General features: G+C 72.0%; 6 protein-coding genes. 5 read left to right on the top strand and 1 reads right to left on the bottom strand.

Translation table 11 applies throughout. The annotated features are described in order from the left end of the window. Positions 1-44: 44 nt before the first annotated feature. Entirely contained in the window at positions 45-1172 is a 1128-nt protein-coding gene (queA, locus tag DFQ15_RS12645; protein WP_110466318.1) for a tRNA preQ1(34) S-adenosylmethionine ribosyltransferase-isomerase QueA, read from the bottom strand. A 127-nt stretch (positions 1173-1299) separates the two neighbouring features. Between queA and recG the strand changes: the two genes are divergently transcribed. From recG to DFQ15_RS12670, 5 genes are all read left to right on the top strand, one after another. Beyond that, a complete protein-coding gene (gene recG / locus DFQ15_RS12650; RefSeq protein ID WP_110466319.1) occupies positions 1300-3519 on the top strand; it encodes an ATP-dependent DNA helicase RecG in 2220 nt (739 codons plus the stop codon). Positions 3520-3588: 69 nt separating this feature from the next. Continuing rightward, a complete protein-coding gene (locus tag DFQ15_RS12655; protein ID WP_110466320.1) occupies positions 3589-4554 on the top strand; it encodes a LysR substrate-binding domain-containing protein in 966 nt (321 codons plus the stop codon). 213 nt (positions 4555-4767) lie between these two features. Then, positions 4768-6498, top strand: a complete 1731-nt coding sequence (locus DFQ15_RS12660; protein WP_158529066.1) for a ShlB/FhaC/HecB family hemolysin secretion/activation protein — start codon at positions 4768-4770, stop codon at positions 6496-6498. Between the two features lie 42 nt (positions 6499-6540). Continuing rightward, a complete protein-coding gene (locus DFQ15_RS12665; protein ID WP_158529067.1) occupies positions 6541-8610 on the top strand; it encodes a filamentous hemagglutinin N-terminal domain-containing protein in 2070 nt (689 codons plus the stop codon). Positions 8611-8627: 17 nt separating this feature from the next. Then, positions 8628-19573 (top strand): hemagglutinin repeat-containing protein (locus DFQ15_RS12670; RefSeq protein ID WP_158529068.1); only part of this gene is annotated, 10946 nt, incomplete at its 3' end.

Raw genomic sequence — 19573 nt, forward strand, 5'->3', positions numbered from 1 at the left:
AAGGGGCGCTGGGAGCCGGGAGCCGGCCGCGCGATACGCCTGGATTATCCCGCATGACCCGGCATGCCGGGAACGGGTGCGCGGGCCTGGCGGCTGCGCCGCAGCAGCATCGCATCCCCGTAGCTGAAGAACCGGTATTCCTCCGCCACCGCGTGGCGGTACAGCCCCATCACCCGCTCGTAGCCGGCGAAGGCGCTGACCAGCATCATCAGCGTCGACCGGGGCAGATGGAAGTTGGTCAGCAGCACGTCCACCACCCGGAAGCGGAAGCCCGGCGTGATGAAGATGTCGGTGTCGCCCTCAGGCTCGCCGCTGCCGGCCCAGGATTCGAGGGTGCGCACCGTGGTCGTGCCGACCGCCACCACCCGCCCGCCGCGGGCGCGGCAATCGGCGATCGCCTGCCGCGTGGCGGCGGGCACGTCGTAGCGCTCGTGGTGCATGCGGTGGTCGGCGATGCGCTCCACCTTCACCGGCTGGAAGGTGCCGGCGCCGACGTGCAGGGTGACGGCGGCGCGCCGCACGCCGCGGGCCTCCAGCGCGGCGAGTACGGCGTCGTCGAAGTGCAGCGCCGCGGTGGGCGCGGCCACGGCGCCGGGCGCGCGGGCGAAGACGGTCTGGTAGCGGCGCTCGTCCTCGGCCGCGTCGGCCACGCCCTCGTGCTGCTGGTCGCGCTCGATATACGGCGGCAGCGGCACATGGCCGTGGCGCTCCATCAGGTCGTAGGGCGTCTCGCCGGCAGGGCCGTCGAGGCGCAAGCGGAACAGCGGCCCGTCTTCCGCCGGCCAGCGGCCGAGCAGCGTGGCGCCGAAACCACCCACCATGCGCAGCGTGGTGCCCACCGGCGGCTTCTTGCTGACCTTGACGTGGGCCACGATCTCGGGGCCCTGAAGCACCCGCTCGACCAGCAGCTCGGCCTTGCCGCCGGTGGGCTTCTCGCCGAAGAGCCGGGCCTTGACCACGCGGGTGTCGTTGAAGACCAGCAGGTCGCCCGCGCGCAGCAGGCCGGGCAGGTCGCGGAAGGCGCGGTCGGCGGGTGCGTCGCCGGTGCCGTCCAGCAGGCGCGATCCGCTGCGCTCGGCGGCGGGGTGCTGGGCGATCAGGGACGCGGGCAGGGCGAAGTCGAAATCGGCGACGGTGAAGTCGCGCGGTGCGGCAGGGGCGGGAGAGGGCATGGCGCTCGAGGACGGGACGCGTCCGTTCCAAGGAAGGAGTCGATCGGAAAAGGCCGCGATTGTGGCAGGGCGCCGCGGATCGTTCCTGCATCCGCGGGGACATGGCGCGCAGGCAAAATCGGGGCTCATGCCGCGCGTCGCCAACTCCCCCGTTCCCGCGCCCAGCGCTGCCCCTGCCCGCAAGGCGGCGGCCAGCCCGGCCCAGCTGGCGATGCAGAAGCTCGGCCTGCGCCGCGACATCGACCTGGCGCTGCACGTGCCGCTGCGCTACGAGGACGAGACCCGCATCTTGCGCATCGCCGACACCCGCCACGGCGAGACGGCGCAGGTCGCCGGCACGGTGGTGCACAGCGACGTGCAGCTCGCGCCGCGCCGCCAGCTCAAGGTGCTGATCGACGACGGCAGCGACACGCTGGAACTTCGCTTCTTCACCTTTTATCCGTCGCACCAGAAAGCGCTGGCCGAGGGCCGGCGGGTGCGGGTGCGGGGCGAGATGCGCGGCGGCTTCATCGGGCGGACGATGCTGCATCCGTCCTTCAAGCCGGCCGACGCGCCGCTGCCCGAGGGGTTGACGCCGGTGTACCCCACCAGTGCCCAGTTGCCGCAGGCCTATCTGCGCCGGGCGGTGCAGTCGGCGCTGGCGCGGGTGGACCTGTCGGAGACGCTGCCGCCCGACGCGCCGCCGTATCCGACCGGTGCCGCGATTCATAGGGAAACGGGGCTTCGGCCGTGGTGGAGCTTGGACTCTGCGCTATCATTTTTGCACCATCCGACGCCCGATACGCCGCTGGCCGTTCTGGAGGACCGTAGCCACCCGGCCTGGCAACGGCTCAAGGCCGAAGAGCTGCTGGCCCAGCAACTCTCGCAGCTAGAGGCCAAGCGTGCCCGCGACGGGTTGCGGGCGCCCCTGCTGCAGTCGCCGCCCGGCGACCACGACATGCCGGTGCCGTCTGCGCGATCCAACGATGGGCCCTCCGCAGCCCCGGCCAGCCTGTCCGACGCCCTGCTGGCCCTCCTGCCTTTCGCGCTCACCGGCGCGCAGCGCCGCGTCGTCGCCGAAATCGCGCACGACATGGCGCGCCTGGCGCCCGACGGCACCGGCGCCGTGCCGATGCACCGGCTGCTGCAGGGCGACGTGGGCGCCGGCAAGACCATCGTGGCCGCGCTGGCCGCCTGCATCTGCATCGACGCCGGCTGGCAGTGCGCCCTGATGGCGCCCACCGAGATCCTGGCCGAGCAGCATTTCCAGAAACTGGTCGGCTGGCTGGCGCCGCTGCTGGAGGCGCGCGGCCTGCAGGTCGCCTGGCTCACCGGCAGCCAGAAGAAGAAGGAGCGCACCCGGGCGCTGGAGACGATCGCCAGCGGCGGCGCCGCGCTGGTGATCGGCACCCACGCGGTGATCCAGGGGCCGGTGGTGTTCAAACGGCTGGCGCTGGCGGTGGTCGACGAGCAGCACCGCTTCGGCGTGGCGCAGCGGCTGGCCCTGCGCGGCAAGCTGCAGGGCGAGGGCCGCGAGCCGCACATGCTGATGATGACCGCCACCCCGATCCCGCGGACGCTGGCCATGAGCTATTACGCCGACCTGGACGTCTCCACCCTCGACGAACTGCCGCCCGGCCGCACCCCCGTCGTCACCAAGCTGATCGCCGACAGCCGCCGCGACGAGGTGGTGGCCCGCATCGGCGCCCAGATGGCGCAAGGCCGGCAGGTCTACTGGGTCTGTCCGCTGATCGAGGAGAGCGAGGCGGTCGACCTGACCAACGCCACCCAGACCCATGCCGACCTGGTCGAGGCGCTGCCCGGCACCGCCATCGGCCTGCTGCATTCGCGCATGCCCACCGCCGAGAAGAAGGCGGTGATGGCCGAATTCGCCGCCGGCCGGATGGGCGTGCTGGTGAGTACCACGGTGATCGAGGTGGGGGTCGACGTGCCCAACGCCTCGCTGATGGTGATCGAGCATGCCGAGCGCTTCGGATTGAGCCAGCTGCACCAGCTGCGCGGCCGGGTGGGGCGCGGCGCGGCGGCCTCGGCCTGCGTGCTGCTCTACGCCACCAACGAGGGCGGCCGGGTCAGCGAGACCGCCCGCGAGCGGCTGCGGGCGATGGTCGAGACGAACGACGGCTTCGAGATCGCCCGGCGCGACCTGGCGATCCGCGGGCCGGGCGAATTCCTGGGCGCGCGCCAGTCCGGCGCCGCGCTGCTGCGCTTCGCCGACCTGGAGGCCGATATCGACCTGCTCGAATGGGCCCGCGACCTGGCACCGCGGATGCTCGACCGCGATCCGGGACTGGCCGCGCGGCACGTCGCGCGCTGGCTGGGCACCAGGTCGGAGTACCTGAAGGCCTGACGCCGTGCCCGCCGATCCGGCCGCGCGCGCGTGGACGTCGCGCGCCGGAGCTTGCGGGACAATCGCCGCATGACCCTGACCGAACTCAAGTACATCGTCGCCGTCGCCCGCGAAAGGCATTTCGGCAAGGCCGCCGAGGCCTGCCACGTGTCGCAGCCGACGCTGTCGGTGGCGATCAAGAAACTCGAGGAAGAGCTGGAGGTCAAGCTCTTCGAGCGCAGCGCCAACGAGGTCGCGGTCACCGCCCTGGGCGAAGAGATCGTGCGCCAGGCCCAGAGCGTGCTGGAGCAGGCCGCCGGCATCCGGGAGATCGCCCGGCGCGGCAAGGATCCGCTGGCCGGGCCGCTGGCGCTCGGCATCATCTACACCATCGGCCCCTACCTGCTGCCCGACCTGGTGCGCCAGGCGATCGGCCACACGCCGCAGATGCCCCTGGTGCTGCAGGAGAACTTCACCGCCCGGCTGCTGGAGATGCTGCGCACCGGCGAGATCGACTGCGCCATCATGGCCGAGCCGTTTCCCGACACCGGCCTGGCGATGGCCGCGCTCTACAACGAGCCCTTCATGATCGCGGTGCCCAGCACCCACCCGCTGGCCGGGCGCAGCGCCATCGGCGCCGAAGAGATCAGGAGCGAGACCATGCTGCTGCTGGGCACCGGCCACTGCTTCCGCGACCATGTCCTGGAGGTGTGCCCCGAGTTCGCCCGCTTCTCGGCCAACGCGGAAGGCATCCGCAAGAGCTTCGAAGGCTCCTCGCTGGAGACGATCAAGCACATGGTCGCCGCCGGCATGGGCGTGACCCTGGTGCCCCGCCTGTCGGTGCCCAAGGACGCGCTGGCGCCGCGGCCGAACAAGCGCGGCAAGGCGGCCGCCGAGGCCGCGCAGTACATCCGCTACATCCCGTTCGAGGGCACGCCTCCCAGCCGCCGGGTGGTGCTGGCCTGGCGCCGCAGCTTCACCCGCTACGAGGCGATAGCGGCGCTGCGCAACGCGATCTACGCCTGCGAACTGCCCGGGGTGGAGCGGCTGTCCTGAACACTGCGGAGATCTGGTCGAAAGGACCTGCGCCGCCTCGGCGCACGCGGCTGCTGCAGATCTGCAACAGAGCCGCCTATTTTTGCAATGTTAGCATACAAATCATGACACTTCCATCATCGAGGAAACAATAATTTGCCCATTAAAAAGTGAGCGGGGAGTGTGGATTTGGGCGGGACGAACGCGGGGTTGCGCATTTGCCGTGGGTTGGTGGTGGGTCTTTCGCTTTCGTATTCGGCGGCCCAGGCGCAGCAAGCGAACAGCGGCGCACCGCTGCGTGCCATCGAGGATGGACTGCGGCGCGAGGCCGAGCGGCTACGGCAGGCCGACAGGCTGCCCGAGGCCAGTGCCTTGCGGCCGCCCGAGAGCCCTGCGGCGACCGCCCCCGACACGGTCGAGACGCCGTGCTTCCCCATCCGCACCGCTGAACTCACCGGTCCCGACGCGGCGAACTTCGCGTGGGTGCTGACGCAGGGTGATCTCGACCATCGGTCCTGCCTGGGAGTCGAAGGTATCCGCCGGCTGGTTTCCAGCCTCGACCAGCACCTGTTGAGCCGCGGTTTCGCCACCAGCAAGATTTCCTTGCCGGAGCAGAACCTGGCGTCCGGACACCTCCTGCTGCGGCTGCACGCAGGCCGGATCGACACGCTCGAGATGCGGGCCGCGGCTCGCGGCGAAGGCACCGATCCGGCCGTGCTCCTGCGCGGACGCAACGCCTTTCCGATCGCACCAGGCAAGCTCCTCAACATCCGGGACGTGGAGCAGGGCGTCGAGCAGGCGCGGCGCCTGCCCAGCACCACCGTCGCCGTCCGCCTGGAGCCGGGTGGACCGCCCGACACGAGCCAGGTGGTGGTGGAAGGCAACGTCCCGACGCTGGCCGAGCGGCTGCGTGGCGGCATCACCGTGGACAACTCCGGCACCGCGGTTCTGGGACGCACCCAGCTCGCCGGGAACCTCGCGCTCGACAATCCCCTGGGCTTGTCCGATCTGGTCGGCATCAGCGTCAACAGCAACGGCGAGCAACTGTCGTCCGCGCATCGCAGCCAGTCCGCGGCCGCGTACTACAGCATTCCTTGGGGATACGACACCTTCACGGTCAGTGGATCGCAAAGTCGTTTCGCGCAGTATGTACAGGGGACGACAGCCCGTTTCCTGTCGAGCGGCACCAGCGCCACCGCCGAGGCGCGCTGGCACCATGTCGCGTGGCGCAGCGCATCGGCGAAGGTAGGCGTACAAGCCGCCGTTTCCATGCGCCATGCCAGAAGCTACCTCGACGATACGGAGGTCCTGGTGCAGCGACGCCGGACTACGGCCTTCGAACTCGGGCTCACCTACAAGCAGCTATGGGCGCAATCGGTCTTCGACGGCGAACTGGCGCTCCGCCGCGGTGTCGGCTGGGGCAAGGCCCAGGAAGATCTGGTCGGCGCGCGCGAAGGCGGGCCGACCTTGCGCCCCCGGGTGGCGACGTTCGCAGCAAGCCTGGCGACGTCCTTTGCCGCACCGTCGATACCGGGGCCGACGACGGCGTCGGGCGGACCGCGAAACCTGCAGCACACCCTGGCGGTACGGGGCCAGTACAGCCCCGACACCACCTTGTCGATCGACCAGATCGCCATCGGCGGGCGAGGCACCGTGCGCGGCTTCACCGGCGATACGGTCCTGCTCGCCGAAAAGGGTTTCTATATCCGAAACGAGCTGTCGGGTGCATTGCCTGCGCTCTGGAGCGCATCCCTCGAATGGTTCGGCGCCATCGATTTTGGCCGCGTCGCGGGACCCAGTGCCGCCCTGTTGCCGGGTCGTCGCCTGACGGGCGCCGCCGTCGGCGCCCGAGGCCGTGCCAGGTTTCTCGTCTTCGAACTGGCGCTCGGCGTGCCTGTCCGGCGGCCGGCCGGTTTTCGCGGGCGCAGCCTCGTGCCGACGTTTTCTCTCAGCTACCTTTTCTGAAGCGCGGGTATCCGCCCGCGGTATTCCATGTCGCATCCTTCCATGCCTCGCACTGTCCACACGAACGTCCGCGACCGCCGTGACCGCCCGAGCCTGCCGGAGCAGCTTCGTGTGCCGCCGACGAGTCCGGCCGGCCGGGCACGCCGCTTCGCGCGGGTGCTGGTGGTGCTGTTCGGTTTGCAGACGGTGCTCGGCAGCGCACCGGCGATGGCCCAACTCGTCGCCGCGCCGGGCGCGCCGGCCGGACAGCGACCCCTCATCGACGCAGCGGCCAATGGCGTCCCCATCGTCCATATCGCGCCGCCGAGTGTCGCCGGTGTGAGCCGCAACCAGTTCGGCCAGTTCGACGTGGGCCAGCAGGGCGCCATCCTCAACAACAGCGGCAAGACGGTGCAGACGCAGCTGGGTGGGTACGTCGGCGGCAACCTGCAACTCGGCATGACACCGGCGCGCATCGTGCTCAACGAAGTGGTGTCGACCCGGCCCAGCTCCTTGCGAGGCACGATCGAGATCGCCGGCCAGCGCGCCGATATCGTCATCGCCAATCCCAACGGCATCCAGTGCGACGGCTGCGGTTTTCTCAACACCGCCGGCCGGGCCACGTTGACGACGGGGGTTGCGCAGTTCGGAGCAAAAGGCGCCCTTGAAGGCTTCAACGTCACCCAAGGACAGATCGGGGTGGGCGCCGCCGGCCTCAACGCGACCAATCTCGAACAGCTGGATCTCGTGGCGCGCGGGCTGGTCATCGAAGGACAGGTGTGGGCGCAGAACCTGCAGGCGCTCACCGGTCCGCAGAAGGTGCTGTACGGCACCCTGGCTTCCACGCCGATCGCCGGCGCGGGCGCGGCACCGGTGTTCGCCGTCGACATCAAGAGCCTGGGCGGCATGTACGCGAACCAGATTTTCCTGGTGGCGAACGAAAAGGGCCTGGGCGTCAACAGCGAAGGCCGCATGGCCGCGCTGCAAGGCAACATCGAGCTGTCGGCCGCGGGCGACCTGAAACTGCACGACACGCATGCCGCGGGCGACGTGAGGCTCGCGACGCCCGGCAGCGTCCTGCTGACCGGGCTGACCTCCGCGCGCGGGAATGCCTCGGTCGATTCGGCCGAACAGATCGACAACCGCGGCACCCTGCAACCCGATGGAAGCCTGCGACTGGCAACGCCGCGGCTGGTCAACAGCGGAACCATCACGCAGGGCGTCTCCGATCGCGATCTGGTGGTTTCCGCCGGCGAGAGCATCCGCAACACCGGAACGATCCAGTCGAGAGCCGGCTTGCGGATCGACACGCGCACGCTTTCCGGCGCCGCCGGCACCGCCGCGCCCGGGCGGATCCTGGCCGCCGGCGACCTGCATATCGCAGCCACGGGCGTCGGCCTGTCGAACCAGCGAATCGCGTCGGATCGGGACGTCACCGTCGCTGCGGCCACGCTGGGGTTGGGCGAGAGCACGGTGCGTGCGGCCGGCGTCGTCTCGTTGACCGGCACGGGAGCGGTTTCGCTCGGCGGCTCCGATGTGTCGGCGGACGGCGGCGTACAGGTCGGTGGCCGGTCCCTGTCGATGGACCGCGCCGTCGTGCGGTCGGGCCGCGATGCGGATCTGCGCGCGCTGGAAGGCGCCGCGCTGTCGGGAGGCCGCGTGGTCGCGCGGGATCGGGTCTCCATCGCGGCGCAAGGCATCGCCCTGGACGGAGCCGAGGTCGGCGCCACCCGCATCGCCCTGGATTCCGGAGCCGCCGCATTGTCGAACCGCGATGGCCGGATACAGGCATCCGGCGCGGGTGGCGACGCGCTCGCCATCGAGGCGGCCGGCATCGACAACCGCGGTGGACAGTTGCGCACCAACGGGACCCTGGTCCTGAAGGCGCACGGGGGTGCGGTCGACAACAGCGGTGGGGCGGTCGTCGCCGGTCGGACCGATCTGCAGCAACTCGGAAAGTGGACCAATGCCAACGGCGTACTCGTCACCGGCAGCGACCTGACGCTTCGGCAGCAAGGGTTCGACAACCGTGGGGGCACGGTGCAGACCGAAGGCAGGCTGGCCCTCGACACCCGCGACGCGGCGCTCGACAACCGTGGCGGCGTTCTGCGCGCGGGGGCGCGCTTCTTCTGAACAGCGGCGCCGGACCGGTGCTCGGCGAGAAAGGCACGGTCGTCTCGGGCGGCGACCTGCGAATCGCGGCCGGCGATCTGAGCGCGCGCGAAGCCATCCTCGTGGCGGGTGGCGACATGCAGGTCGGCGCCGCAGCGACCCATCTGGAGAACGCACATGTCTCCAGTGGTCGCGACCTGCAGATCGAATCTGTTTCCGACGCCGCCCTGGCGGGCGCACAGATATCGTCCGCCGGCGACCTCTCCGTCAGGACCGCGGGCCAGGTTCTGGCCAGCGGCGCCACGCTTGTCGCGCAAGACGCGGTCGATATCGGTGCGCGGGGCATCGCATTGGCCGGGGGGGCCGTATCCGGCCGCTCCATCCGCCTGGACGCCGCGGACGCGCAGCTCGACAACCGCGGCGGGCGTGTCGTCGCGTCGGGCGTCGGCCCGCGCAGCCTCGTCGTTCGGGCCCGCGATATCGACAATGCCGACGGCGTGCTCGCCACGGCCGGAGATGCATCGGTGGCCGCCACGTCCGGCGCCATCCGGAACGTTGGCGGCACCCTGCGCGCCAACGGCGAACTATCCCTGGAGGCTTCCGCCATCGCGAACGACCGCGGCACGATCGGCTCGGGCGGATCGTTGGCTTTCGCCGGCGCGGAGCTGAGCAACCGCGGCGGCACCATCGCCACCGGCCAGGATCTGCAGATCGACGTAGGCAGCGCGAAAACCGCCGGCGGCACCCTCACGGCCGGCAAGAACCTCTCCATCCGCGCGGGCGTGCTGGAGGCTGCCCAGGCACGGATGGGCAGTGGCGGGGACATGAACATCGCCGTGGCCGGAAATGCCGACCTGACCCAGGCGGTCGTCGCCAGCGGACGCGACCTCGACCTGCAGGCGACCGCCATCCAGGCCGACGGCGCGCGCATCGCGGCCGACGGCCGGGCCGCGATCCGGACCGACACCCTGCGTGGCGGCGCCTGGTCGGCGCAAGGCACGCTGGACGTGAATGCCACGGGCATGGTCGATGTTTCCGGTGGCGCCCTCGTCGCAGGGTCCGTCCTTCAAGTGCGCAGCAACGGCCTGGATACCAGCTCCGCACAGGTCGGTGCAGGGACGGTGGTGCTGGACGCGGGGCAGGGTCGGCTGCGCAACCACCAAGGCCGCATCGTGGCCACCCAAGCGGGCCGCGGCAGCCTCACGTTGCGCGCCCGGCAGATCGACAACGGCGGCGGAACGATCTCCACCGCCGGCGATGCACTGGTCTCCGCCGGAGCCGGTGCGTTCGACAATACCCGGGGTGTTCTGCAGGCGGGCGGCGTTCTGCAGCTGACGGCTTCGCAACTGCTCAACCGCGGGGGCAGCGTCGGTACCGGCGGTTCGCTCGCGTTGCGCTCCGGCGCATTCGACAACGCGGGCGGCGTCGTGTCCGCCGGCGGCGATCTGCTGGTGGATACGAACGGGCAAACGCTCGACAACACCGGCGGGCGCCTCATGGCGCAGGGTGCATTGGCACTCCGGGCCGGCGCTGGAACGATCGCCAGTGCGGGCGGCGTCATCGCTGCCGATCGGGACGTGCGCATCCAGGCCGGCCAGCTCGACGTTTCCGGTGGCCGGGTTTCCGGCGGGCGGGGGGTCGACCTCCAGGTTCGCGGTCAACTGCGTGCCGCCGATGCCACCCTCGCATCGGGCCACGATCTCACGATACGCGCGGCCGACATACGGGCGTCCGGTGCCGGCGTCGATGCCGCCGGTGCGCTCGACCTGCGCTCCGACGGCGTGCTCGATATTTCCTCCGCACGGATCGCGGTGCAAGGCGCAGGCGCGCAGGCCGTCGATGTGCGCGGCACCCAGGTCGATGCGCGGGGCGTCCGCATCCGTGCCGATGCAGACCTGAAGCTGAATGCGACCGGAATGCTCGACGCCGCCGGAGCGGACATCGCGGCAGTGGGCGCTTCGCAAATCGCAGCAGGCACGGCTCTGACATTGACAGGCGCCCGGGTCGTGGCAGACGGCGCCAACCGGGTGTCGGCCGAACGGGTTTCGGCCCGGGGCGCATCGCTCTCCGGCAGAGGGATGCTCGACATCCAGGCCACGTCGGGCGCGGCCGAACTCTCGGCCGCCGAGCTGCGGTCGGGCGGAGCGCTCCAGGTCGCGGCACAGGGCATCGCCCTCGACGGCGCGCGCGTCGCGGCGGTCGGCGACGTATCGCTCGACGCCGGCGCACAAACGCTGACCGCGGGCAACGCGACGGTGCGAAGCCGCGATGGCGCCATTCATGCGCGCGCCGGCGCTATCCAGGCCGCATCGGCCCCGCCACCACCCTCTGCCGCGCTGCCAGGCTTCCTGGCAGCGACCGACATCCTGCTGCAGTCGGGCGGGGCCATCGACCTGTCCAGCGGCACGGCCGCAGCCGGCCGGAACCTGGTGGTCCAGGCGCAGGGCGCGGTGACCAGCCGGGGCGGCCTGCTGGCCGCACGGGGCACGGCCACCGTCACCGGGACCTCCCTCGACAACACCGGCGGCGTGGTCGATGCCACGCAGGCGCTGACCCTGGAAACCGGCGGTGGCGCCGTCGTCAACAACGGCGGACGCATCGCCACCCGCGCAGCCCTGGTGCTCAACCCGCAATCGGGCGCCGCTCTGGCCGCGCTGGAAAACCGGGGCGGAGCCATCGAATCGGGCGCGGCACTGGACATCCGGGCCGGCCGAACCGACAACCGCGGCGGCACGCTGTCCGCCGCGGGCGCGCTCGGCCTGCGCGGCGGAGCGGTCGACAACACCGGCGGCCGGATCGCCGGTGCCGGCGACGTCCGCATCGACACGGCGGGCGCTGCTTTCCAAGGCGCCGGCGGCCGGGTATCGAGCCAGGACGGCCGTATCGACCTGAACGCCGGCGCGCTGGACCTCCGGCAGGCGCAAATGGGAGCCCGCAAGGATATTGCGATCGACAACGCCGGCACCTCGGGCCGGGTGGAGGCGCAGGGTGCCCGCCTGGTGGCGAGCGAGGGTGCGCTGTCGATGCGACTCGATGCGTCGTCGACAGGATTCGACGACGCCGTCTTGCAGGCGGGTGGCGCGGTCGCCCTGACGGCGCAGGACAGCACGCTGCGGCGCGCGCGGATCGACAGCGGAGCCGATGTGCGACTGAGCACCGGCGCGCTCCAGGCGGCCGGCCTGAAGGCGACCGCGCAGGATGCTCTCCGGATCGATGCGCGCGGCGCTGCCGACCTGCAGGGCAGCGCGATGGCGGCGACCACCACCGCATCGGTGGTCGCGACGCGAGGCATCGCGATCGACCGGGGTCGCGTGGAAGCGGGCCGCGTGACGGCGCTCGCGGGTGCCGGCATGCTGACCATGGCGGGCGCCACCGTCACCGTCACCGGGGCCGACTCCGCCACGGCCGCCGTGCCTGCCGTCGAACTGCGAGGGCAGGGCGTGGACCACCGGGGCGCCCACACCCGCTCCGGCGGCGACCTGGTCATCGACGCGGGTTCCGCGGCACTGGACAACCAGGAAGGCGAAGTGCTGGCGGCGGGATCGGCATCCCTGAACTCCCACGGCCTGGACAACCGTGCGGGCGCCATCGCATCGAACGGCGATCTCGTCGTGCTGGCCAATGTCGCCCCGGCCCTTGCCGCGGGCACGGGCCGGCTCGACAACCGGGCCGGCAGCATTCGCAGCGCGCAGGGCAACGTGCGTCTCGATGCGGGCGACGTGCTCAACGACGCGGCGTCGGGCACGGGCGGACGCATCGCGTCGGCGGGAGATCTCTCCGTCGCTGCCGCGGGCGTCGTGACCAACCGGGCAGGCAGCCTCGGTGCAGGACGCGATCTTTCCGTCGTCGCCGGCGGCGGGTTGGACAACCGCGCGGGCACCGTCGGCGCAGGACGAAATGCCGCGCTCGATGTCGCATCGCTGGACAACCGTGGCGGGCTCGTCGGCGGCAACGCAAGCGTGCAGGCGGTGGCGCGTGACGCCGGCATCGACAACCGCGAGGGCACCTTGCAGTCCGGCCAGGGCATGACGCTGCGGGCCGCGGGCGACATCGGCAACGCGCAAGGAAAGATACAGTCGGGCGCCGGCGTGGACGTAACGGGTCGGGCATTCGACAACCGCGCGGGAAGCGTTACCGGGCAGGGTTCGGTCGCGGTCACCAGCACCTCCTGGCTCGGCGCGCGCGGGCAGGTCGCCGCGGGCGGCAACCTCTCGCTCGACGCCCAGGGCGGCGCGCTGGACATGCAGGATGGAACGCTCGACGCGCAGGCCGCACTCGCGCTGCGATCGGGCTCGGCAGACATCTCCCGGCTGAAGGCCACCGCGGGCGGAGCCCTGCGAATCTCGGCAGCCGACCTGGCGGCCGGCAATGCACGGCTGCAGTCCGGCGCGAGCGTCGCGGTGAATGCCTCCGGTCGGCTGGCGGCGGACGGCGTCGGCATCGCGGCCCACGACGCGGTGTCGATCCAGGCTGCGCAGGCCTCTCTGCAGCATGCATCCGTCACCGCCGATGCATCCGTGTCGGTGCGTGCCGACGATGTGAGCCTGCAGGCGGCGAATGTCGCGTCGCAAGGCGATGTCGACATCGTGGCCGGCCGCGACCTCGACCTGCGCAGCGCCTCGGTCCGCGCCGGCCAGGATCTGTCGGCCACGGGGGCGACGGCACCGGGCGCAGCGACGCAGACCTCCGGCGCGGAGCTGATGGCGGGGCGCGACCTCACCGTCGGCGTGTCGGGCAGCGTCGATTTTTCCGCACCCGATTTTCGCTACCAGTTCGGTCGCGACCTCGACGTACGCGCCCAGGGCATCCGCACCGCCGGCACGACGCTGTCCGCACGCAACCTCCGCCTGGATGCGGGCGGCGGCATGCTGGACAACACCGGCGGCAGCCTCAATGCCTCGGGCACGCTGGAGGCGCGCGGCGCGGGCATCGGCAACCAGGGCGGGGCCATGGCGGCCAACGACGGCATCGTGGTCGATGCCGGCAGCGGTGCGTTGGTCAACGCAAGCGGCAAGATCTACAGCGTGCAGGGTGCCGCGCGCGTCGCCGGCGCCTCGATCGACAACCGCGGCGGCACCCTCAGCGCCGCGACCGACCTGGCCGTGGCGGGCGGCAGCCTCGACAACCGCGGCGGCAGCGCCGTCGCGGGCAACGCGCTCACCGTGGCCCTGGGCGGCGCGCTCGACAACAGCGGCGGTGGCCGCATCGTGGCCAATACCGGCAACCTCGGGGTGACGGCGCAGGGCGTCGACAACCAGGCAGGCACGCTGTCGGCGGGGGCCGCCCTGCGCCTCGACGCCGGCACCGGCACCGTGCGCAACGCCGACGGCGCCATCGCCGCCGCCGGCAAGGTCGAGGTCGCGGGTGCCGCGCTCGACAACCAGCGCGGCAGCATCCTCGGCGGCGGCGGCCTTCACGTCGGCGTCCAGGGCGCGGTCGACAACCGCGGCGGCAAGCTGGGTTCCGCCCAGGGCGACACCACCGTCCGCGCGGCCTCGCTCGACAACAGCGGCGGCCAGACCACCGGCACCGACGTCGTGCTCGCCGGCAGCGTGCGCAACGTGGCCGGCGTGGTGTCGGGCGCCCGTTCGGTCCGGATATCGGGTGGCGGCGTCGTCAACGACACCGGCGTCATCGAAGCCGGCGCCGGCGGCATCGTGATCGACGCCGGCGACAACGCCCTGTCGAACCGCGACAGCGGCGGCACCCGCGGCATCGTCACCACCGGCGACCTGAGTCTGCGCGCTGCCCGCATCGACAACCAGGGCGGCTACGCCGGTGCCGACGGCCGGATCGACGCCGCCGCCGCAGGCGACCTCGACAACCGCGGCGGCGTTCTGCTCGGCCTGGGCAACGGCACCGTCTCCGCCCACGGCACTCTCGACAACCGGGGCGGCACCGTCGCCACCGGCGGCGCCCTGCGCCTCGATGCCGGCCGGCTGCTCAACTCCGGCGGCTCCAGTCTCGTATTCGCCGGCGGAGACCTCCAGGTCACCGCCGACAGCATCGACAACAGCGGCACCCGCGACGGCCAGTACCGGCACGGTCTGCTCGCCGGCGGCAAGCTCTCGGTCACCGCCGCCACCCTCGACAACCGGGGCGGCGCCATCGTCGCCCTGGGCGACGCCGGCATCACCGCCCGCACCCGCCTCGACAACAGCGCCGGGGGCCAAATCGGCGGCAACCGCGTCACCGTCGACACCGCGGACCTGGTCAACACGGGCGGCCGCATCGACGGCGCCGAGCGCGTCGTCGTGCGCGCCCCGCGCTTCAGCGCCGACGGCGTCATCGCCAGCAGCGGCACCCTGGCCCTGACGATGGACCAGGACTACACCAACACCGGCACCGTGTCGGCGCGCGGCAACCTGGAGATCTCCACCACCGGCCGCTACACCAACCAGGGCACCGTCAGCGCGGAGCAAGACCTCGCCCTCAAAGCCGCCTCCCTCGACAACCAGGCCGGCGGGCGCATCGTCTCGCAGCGCACCACGCTGGATGTGGCCGGCACCCTCGCCAACGCCGGCCTCATCAACTCCACCGCCGGCCCCACCGCCATCACCGCCGGCGCCCTCGACAACACCGGCCGCATCTACGGCGACAGCGTCGCCATCGCCGCCGGCAGCATCGCCAACAGCGGCGGCGCCGTCATCGCCTCGCGCCACGGCGACCTCACGCTCACCGGCGGCGTCTCCAACACCGGCGGCGCCCAGCTCCTCAGCCTCGGCAACCTCACCGTCGACGGCAGCCTGCGCAACATCGGCAGCGCCGTCAGCGCCAGCGGCGACCTCGGCGTCAGCGGGCGCCTCGACAACCTCAACGCCGGCCTCGTCCTCGGCACCGAAACCGTCAGCAGCACCGCCCCCGGCGCCGCCACCCTCATGCCCGCTGGCACCACCGACCGCTACAACGCCGGCGACGTCCGCTATCTCGACGACGACGGCGGCCGCTACGTCATGCCCAGCAGCCGCTACCCCTTCGACCGCTTCGGCGCCGTCGCGCGCCCGCCCGACGCCGGCTTGCTCTGCGGTACCCAAGAAGACCCCCGGTGCGCCACCGCCCCCTCCTTGCGCTACGCCGACAACGACCCCGTCTGGGACACCTTCCAGGTCGCGCGGCCCGACTACGCCGGCCTCACCGAGCCCACTCCCCCTGCCGGCCCCTCTTGCAGCAGCTTCCAAGAAGGCGGCAGCCGACCCGTCCGCTCCACCGACGGCGCCTGCGGCGCCTACTGGAGCGACAAAGACGCCTACGACACCGCCCACGACCAGCGCCGCGCCGACGCCGGCCAGCGGCTCGACGCCGCCCTCTCCGCCTTCAACCAGGACCTCGCCGGCCGCACCTTCGAAGACGTCTATTCGATAGAGGTCACCGGCAGCACCACCACCCGCACCACCGTCCTCGCCAGCGCCCCCGGCCGCATCACCGCCGGAGGCAACATCACCCTCGGCGACGGCCTCAACCAGGACAGCGTCATCCTCGCCGGCGGCGCGCTCAGCGGCGGCAGCGTGCAGAACCTCGCCACCCCCGGCCAGCAGCAAGTCACCGAATCGGGCCGCTCCCGGCTCTCCCACCTGGAGAGCTGCGGCCTCGACCACCACTGCCGCCGCACCGACCCCTGGACCCCCTTCACCGCCGCCCCCACCACCACCACCCACAACCTCGACGTCCTGCAGGCGCTGGGCAACACCGCGGCCGGCAGCCCCCCCGCCGCCGACAACCCCGCCCCGCCCGCGGGCCAGCCCGCCGTCGTCCCCCGGGTCGGCGTCGCCCTCGGCGCCAGCCGCCCCGCCAGCGGCACCGGCGGCCCGCAGGCCAACCCCGGCACATTCGCGCCGCAAGGCGGCAGCATCCACGCCGTCGCGCAACCCCTGCAGGTCGACGGCGCCGTCGTCGTCGCGGCCCAGAACCCCGGCACCCCCGGCGTCCTCGACGTCGGCACCACCCCCGCGGTAGGAAGCACCCAGCTCACCACACGGCCCCTGCGCCTCGACGGCCCCGACCGCCTCACCCAGGGCGCCGCCGTCGACGCACCCCTGCCCGGCAGCGTCATCGCCGCCGGCGCGCGGGCTGTGCAGGCCGTGGCCATCGAACAGGTGCGCAGCAACTTCGCCCAGATCGCCGCCGCCCGCCCGGTCTCGCAGACCGTGGTGGGCGGCACCGGCGACAGCCCCAAGGCCGCCACGCTCGACGGCGCCGATCCCGGCGCCCCCGCCGCCCGCGGCCAGGTCAAAAGTGCCGGCTACACCACCGTCGCCTCCGGCGGCCGCCTCGGCCTGCCCGCCAGCCAGCTCTTCCGAGCCCCCTCGCGCCCCGGCGCCGGCTACCTCGTCGAAACCGACCCCGCCTTCACCGACGAGCGCCACTACCTCGACTCCGACGACTACCTCGCCCAGCTCGACCTCGACCCCGAGCGCAGCATGAAACGCTACGCCGACGGCTTCGGCGAACAGCGCCTCGTCGACGACCAGGTCATGGCCCTCTCCGGCCGCCGCTTCCTCGACGGCTACGCCGACAGCCAGGCCCAGTACGCCGCCCTCATCGACTCCGGCGTCGCCTACGCCAAGGAGTTCCAGCTCACCCCCGGCGTCGCGCTCAGCGCCACCCAGATGGCCCGGCTCACCACCGACATCGTCTGGCTGGAAACCCAGACCGTCCGCCTGCCCGACGGCACCACCACCCAGGCCCTCGTCCCCCGCGTCTACCTGCGCCAGCCCCAGAACGGCGACCTCCAGCCCTCCGGCGCCCTCATCGCCGCGAGAGACATCACCCTCAAAACCCCCGGCGACATCGTCAACAGCGCCAGCCTGCACGCTTATGGCGGCGGTACAGGCAGCAACGCCGCCGGCGACAACGGCCAACTCCGCATCACCGCCGGCAACGTCGCCAACAGCGGCACCCTGGCCGGCGGCGCCATCGCCGTCCGCGCCCAGAACGACCTCGGCAACCTCGGCGGCCAGATCCTCGGCCAGGGCGCCGGCAGCACCATCGCGCTGTCGGCCGGCCGCGACCTCGTCCTGCAAACCACCACCCAGAGCAGCAGCGCAGTCACCGCCACCAGCACCAGCAGCCGCACCAACCTCGACCGCATCGCCACCGTCCAGGGCGGCAGCATCGACCTGCAGGCCGCGCGCGACCTCATCGCCCGCGGCGCCACCGTCGGCGCCATCGGCGACGCCGCCCAGCACAGCGGCACCCTCGTCGCCAGCGCCGGCCGCGACCTCGTCGTCGGCACCGTCCAGGAGCGCTACCAGCTCGGCATCGCCAACGCCGGCGGCCCCGTCGTCCAGGGCCGCGGCACCGCCTACAGCGAAGCCGGCACCACCCCCGTCGGCAGCGCCCTCGCCGCCCAGGCAGACATGAGCCTTGCCGCCGGCCGGCAGCTCGGCATCACCGGCAGCGCCATCGCGGCTGTAGGCAACGCCACCCTCGGCGGCGCCGATGTGACCATCGGCGCGGCAGCAGACACCCGCAGCGTCTCCTTGCAGGCCGTCAGCAACCACGGCTACCAGAACGCCGCCGGCAGCGCGCAGACCGCAGCGGGATCGCGCATCGGCGCGGGCGACGATTTGCGCATCGTCGCCAACGGCAAGGCCGCCGACGGCCAGGGCGACATCGCCATCCGCGGCTCCAGCCTCAGTGCCGGCACCGGAGTCCTCGCGCTCCAGGCCAACCGCGACATCGCCATAGGCACCGCCGGCACCGCCACCAGCCGCCAGACCGAGACCTACAGCAAAAGCAGCGGCCTCGTGAGCACCGCCACCAGCCGCAGCCAGAGCCACAGCGACCTCCAGGGCGTCCAGGGCAGCAGCCTCGACGGCAAGACGGTCGCCATCGCGGCAGGCCGCGACCTGGGCGTCTCCGGCAGCAGCATCGTCGCCGACCGGAACGCCAGCCTCTTCGCCGGCCGCGACATCGCGATCGCCGCCGCCCGCCAGACCCAGACCCAAACCGCCAGCGCCAGCAGCAGCAAGAGCGGTGTGATGTCCAGCGGCATCGGCGTCACCCTCGGCAGCCAGTCGCAGACGATCAACAACCAGGGCGCAAGCACCACGGCTGTGGCCAGCACCGTAGGCAGCATCGGCGGCAACGTCAGCATCGTCGCCGGCAACCGTGTCGGCATCGTCGGCAGCGACCTCGTCGCCCCGGCCGGCGACATCGCCATCGCCGGCAAGAGCGTCGCCATCACCGAAGCCAGAGACACCGCCAGCAGCCAGAGCCGGCAGACCGTCAAGCAGTCGGGCCTCACCCTCGCCGTCACCGCCCCTGCGATGGCCGCCCTGCAAAGCGCCGGCGGCACCCTCGACGCCAGCGGCAACACAAAGAGCAGCCGCATGCAGGCCCTCGGTATGGCGAGCGCGGCCATGAGCGCCAACACCGCCATCGGCAGCCTGCAAGGAGCCGGCGCGGCGATGGAGGCCGGCAAGAGCGCCGGCGAAGTCGCCAAAGCGGCCGGCGCAGGCGTCAACATCACCTTGGGCGGCAGCAAGAGCAGCAGCACCACCAGCCAGAGCAGCGACACCGCACGTGCCAGCACCCTGAACGCCGGCGGCGACATCGCCATCGTCGCCACCGGTGCCGGCAAAGACAGCGGCATCACCCTGCAGGGCGTCCAGGCGGATGCGGGCCGCGACGTCGACCTCAAAGCCGACGGCGACATCAATCTGCTGGCTGCCCGCAACGACAGCGAGCAGCACAGCGGCGACAACAGCAGCAGCGCCAGCATCGGCGTCGGCATCGCCCTCGGCCCGAAACTGGCCTACGGCGTCACCGCTGCCGCCAGCAGCGCAAGGGGCCAGGCCGACGGATCGGACACCGGCTTCACCGGCACCCGCATCGCCGCCGGCCACACCGCCCGCATCGACAGCGGTCGCGACACCACCCTGCGCGGTGCAACCGTCGCCGCCAACACGGTGACGGCCGACATCGGCGGCGACCTCACCGTCGAAAGCCTGCAGGACACCGCCCGCTACGACAGCAAACAGAG

This window comes from Xylophilus ampelinus, assembly GCF_003217575.1.
In the GTDB taxonomy this organism is placed as follows: Bacteria; Pseudomonadota; Gammaproteobacteria; order Burkholderiales; family Burkholderiaceae_C; genus Xylophilus; species Xylophilus ampelinus.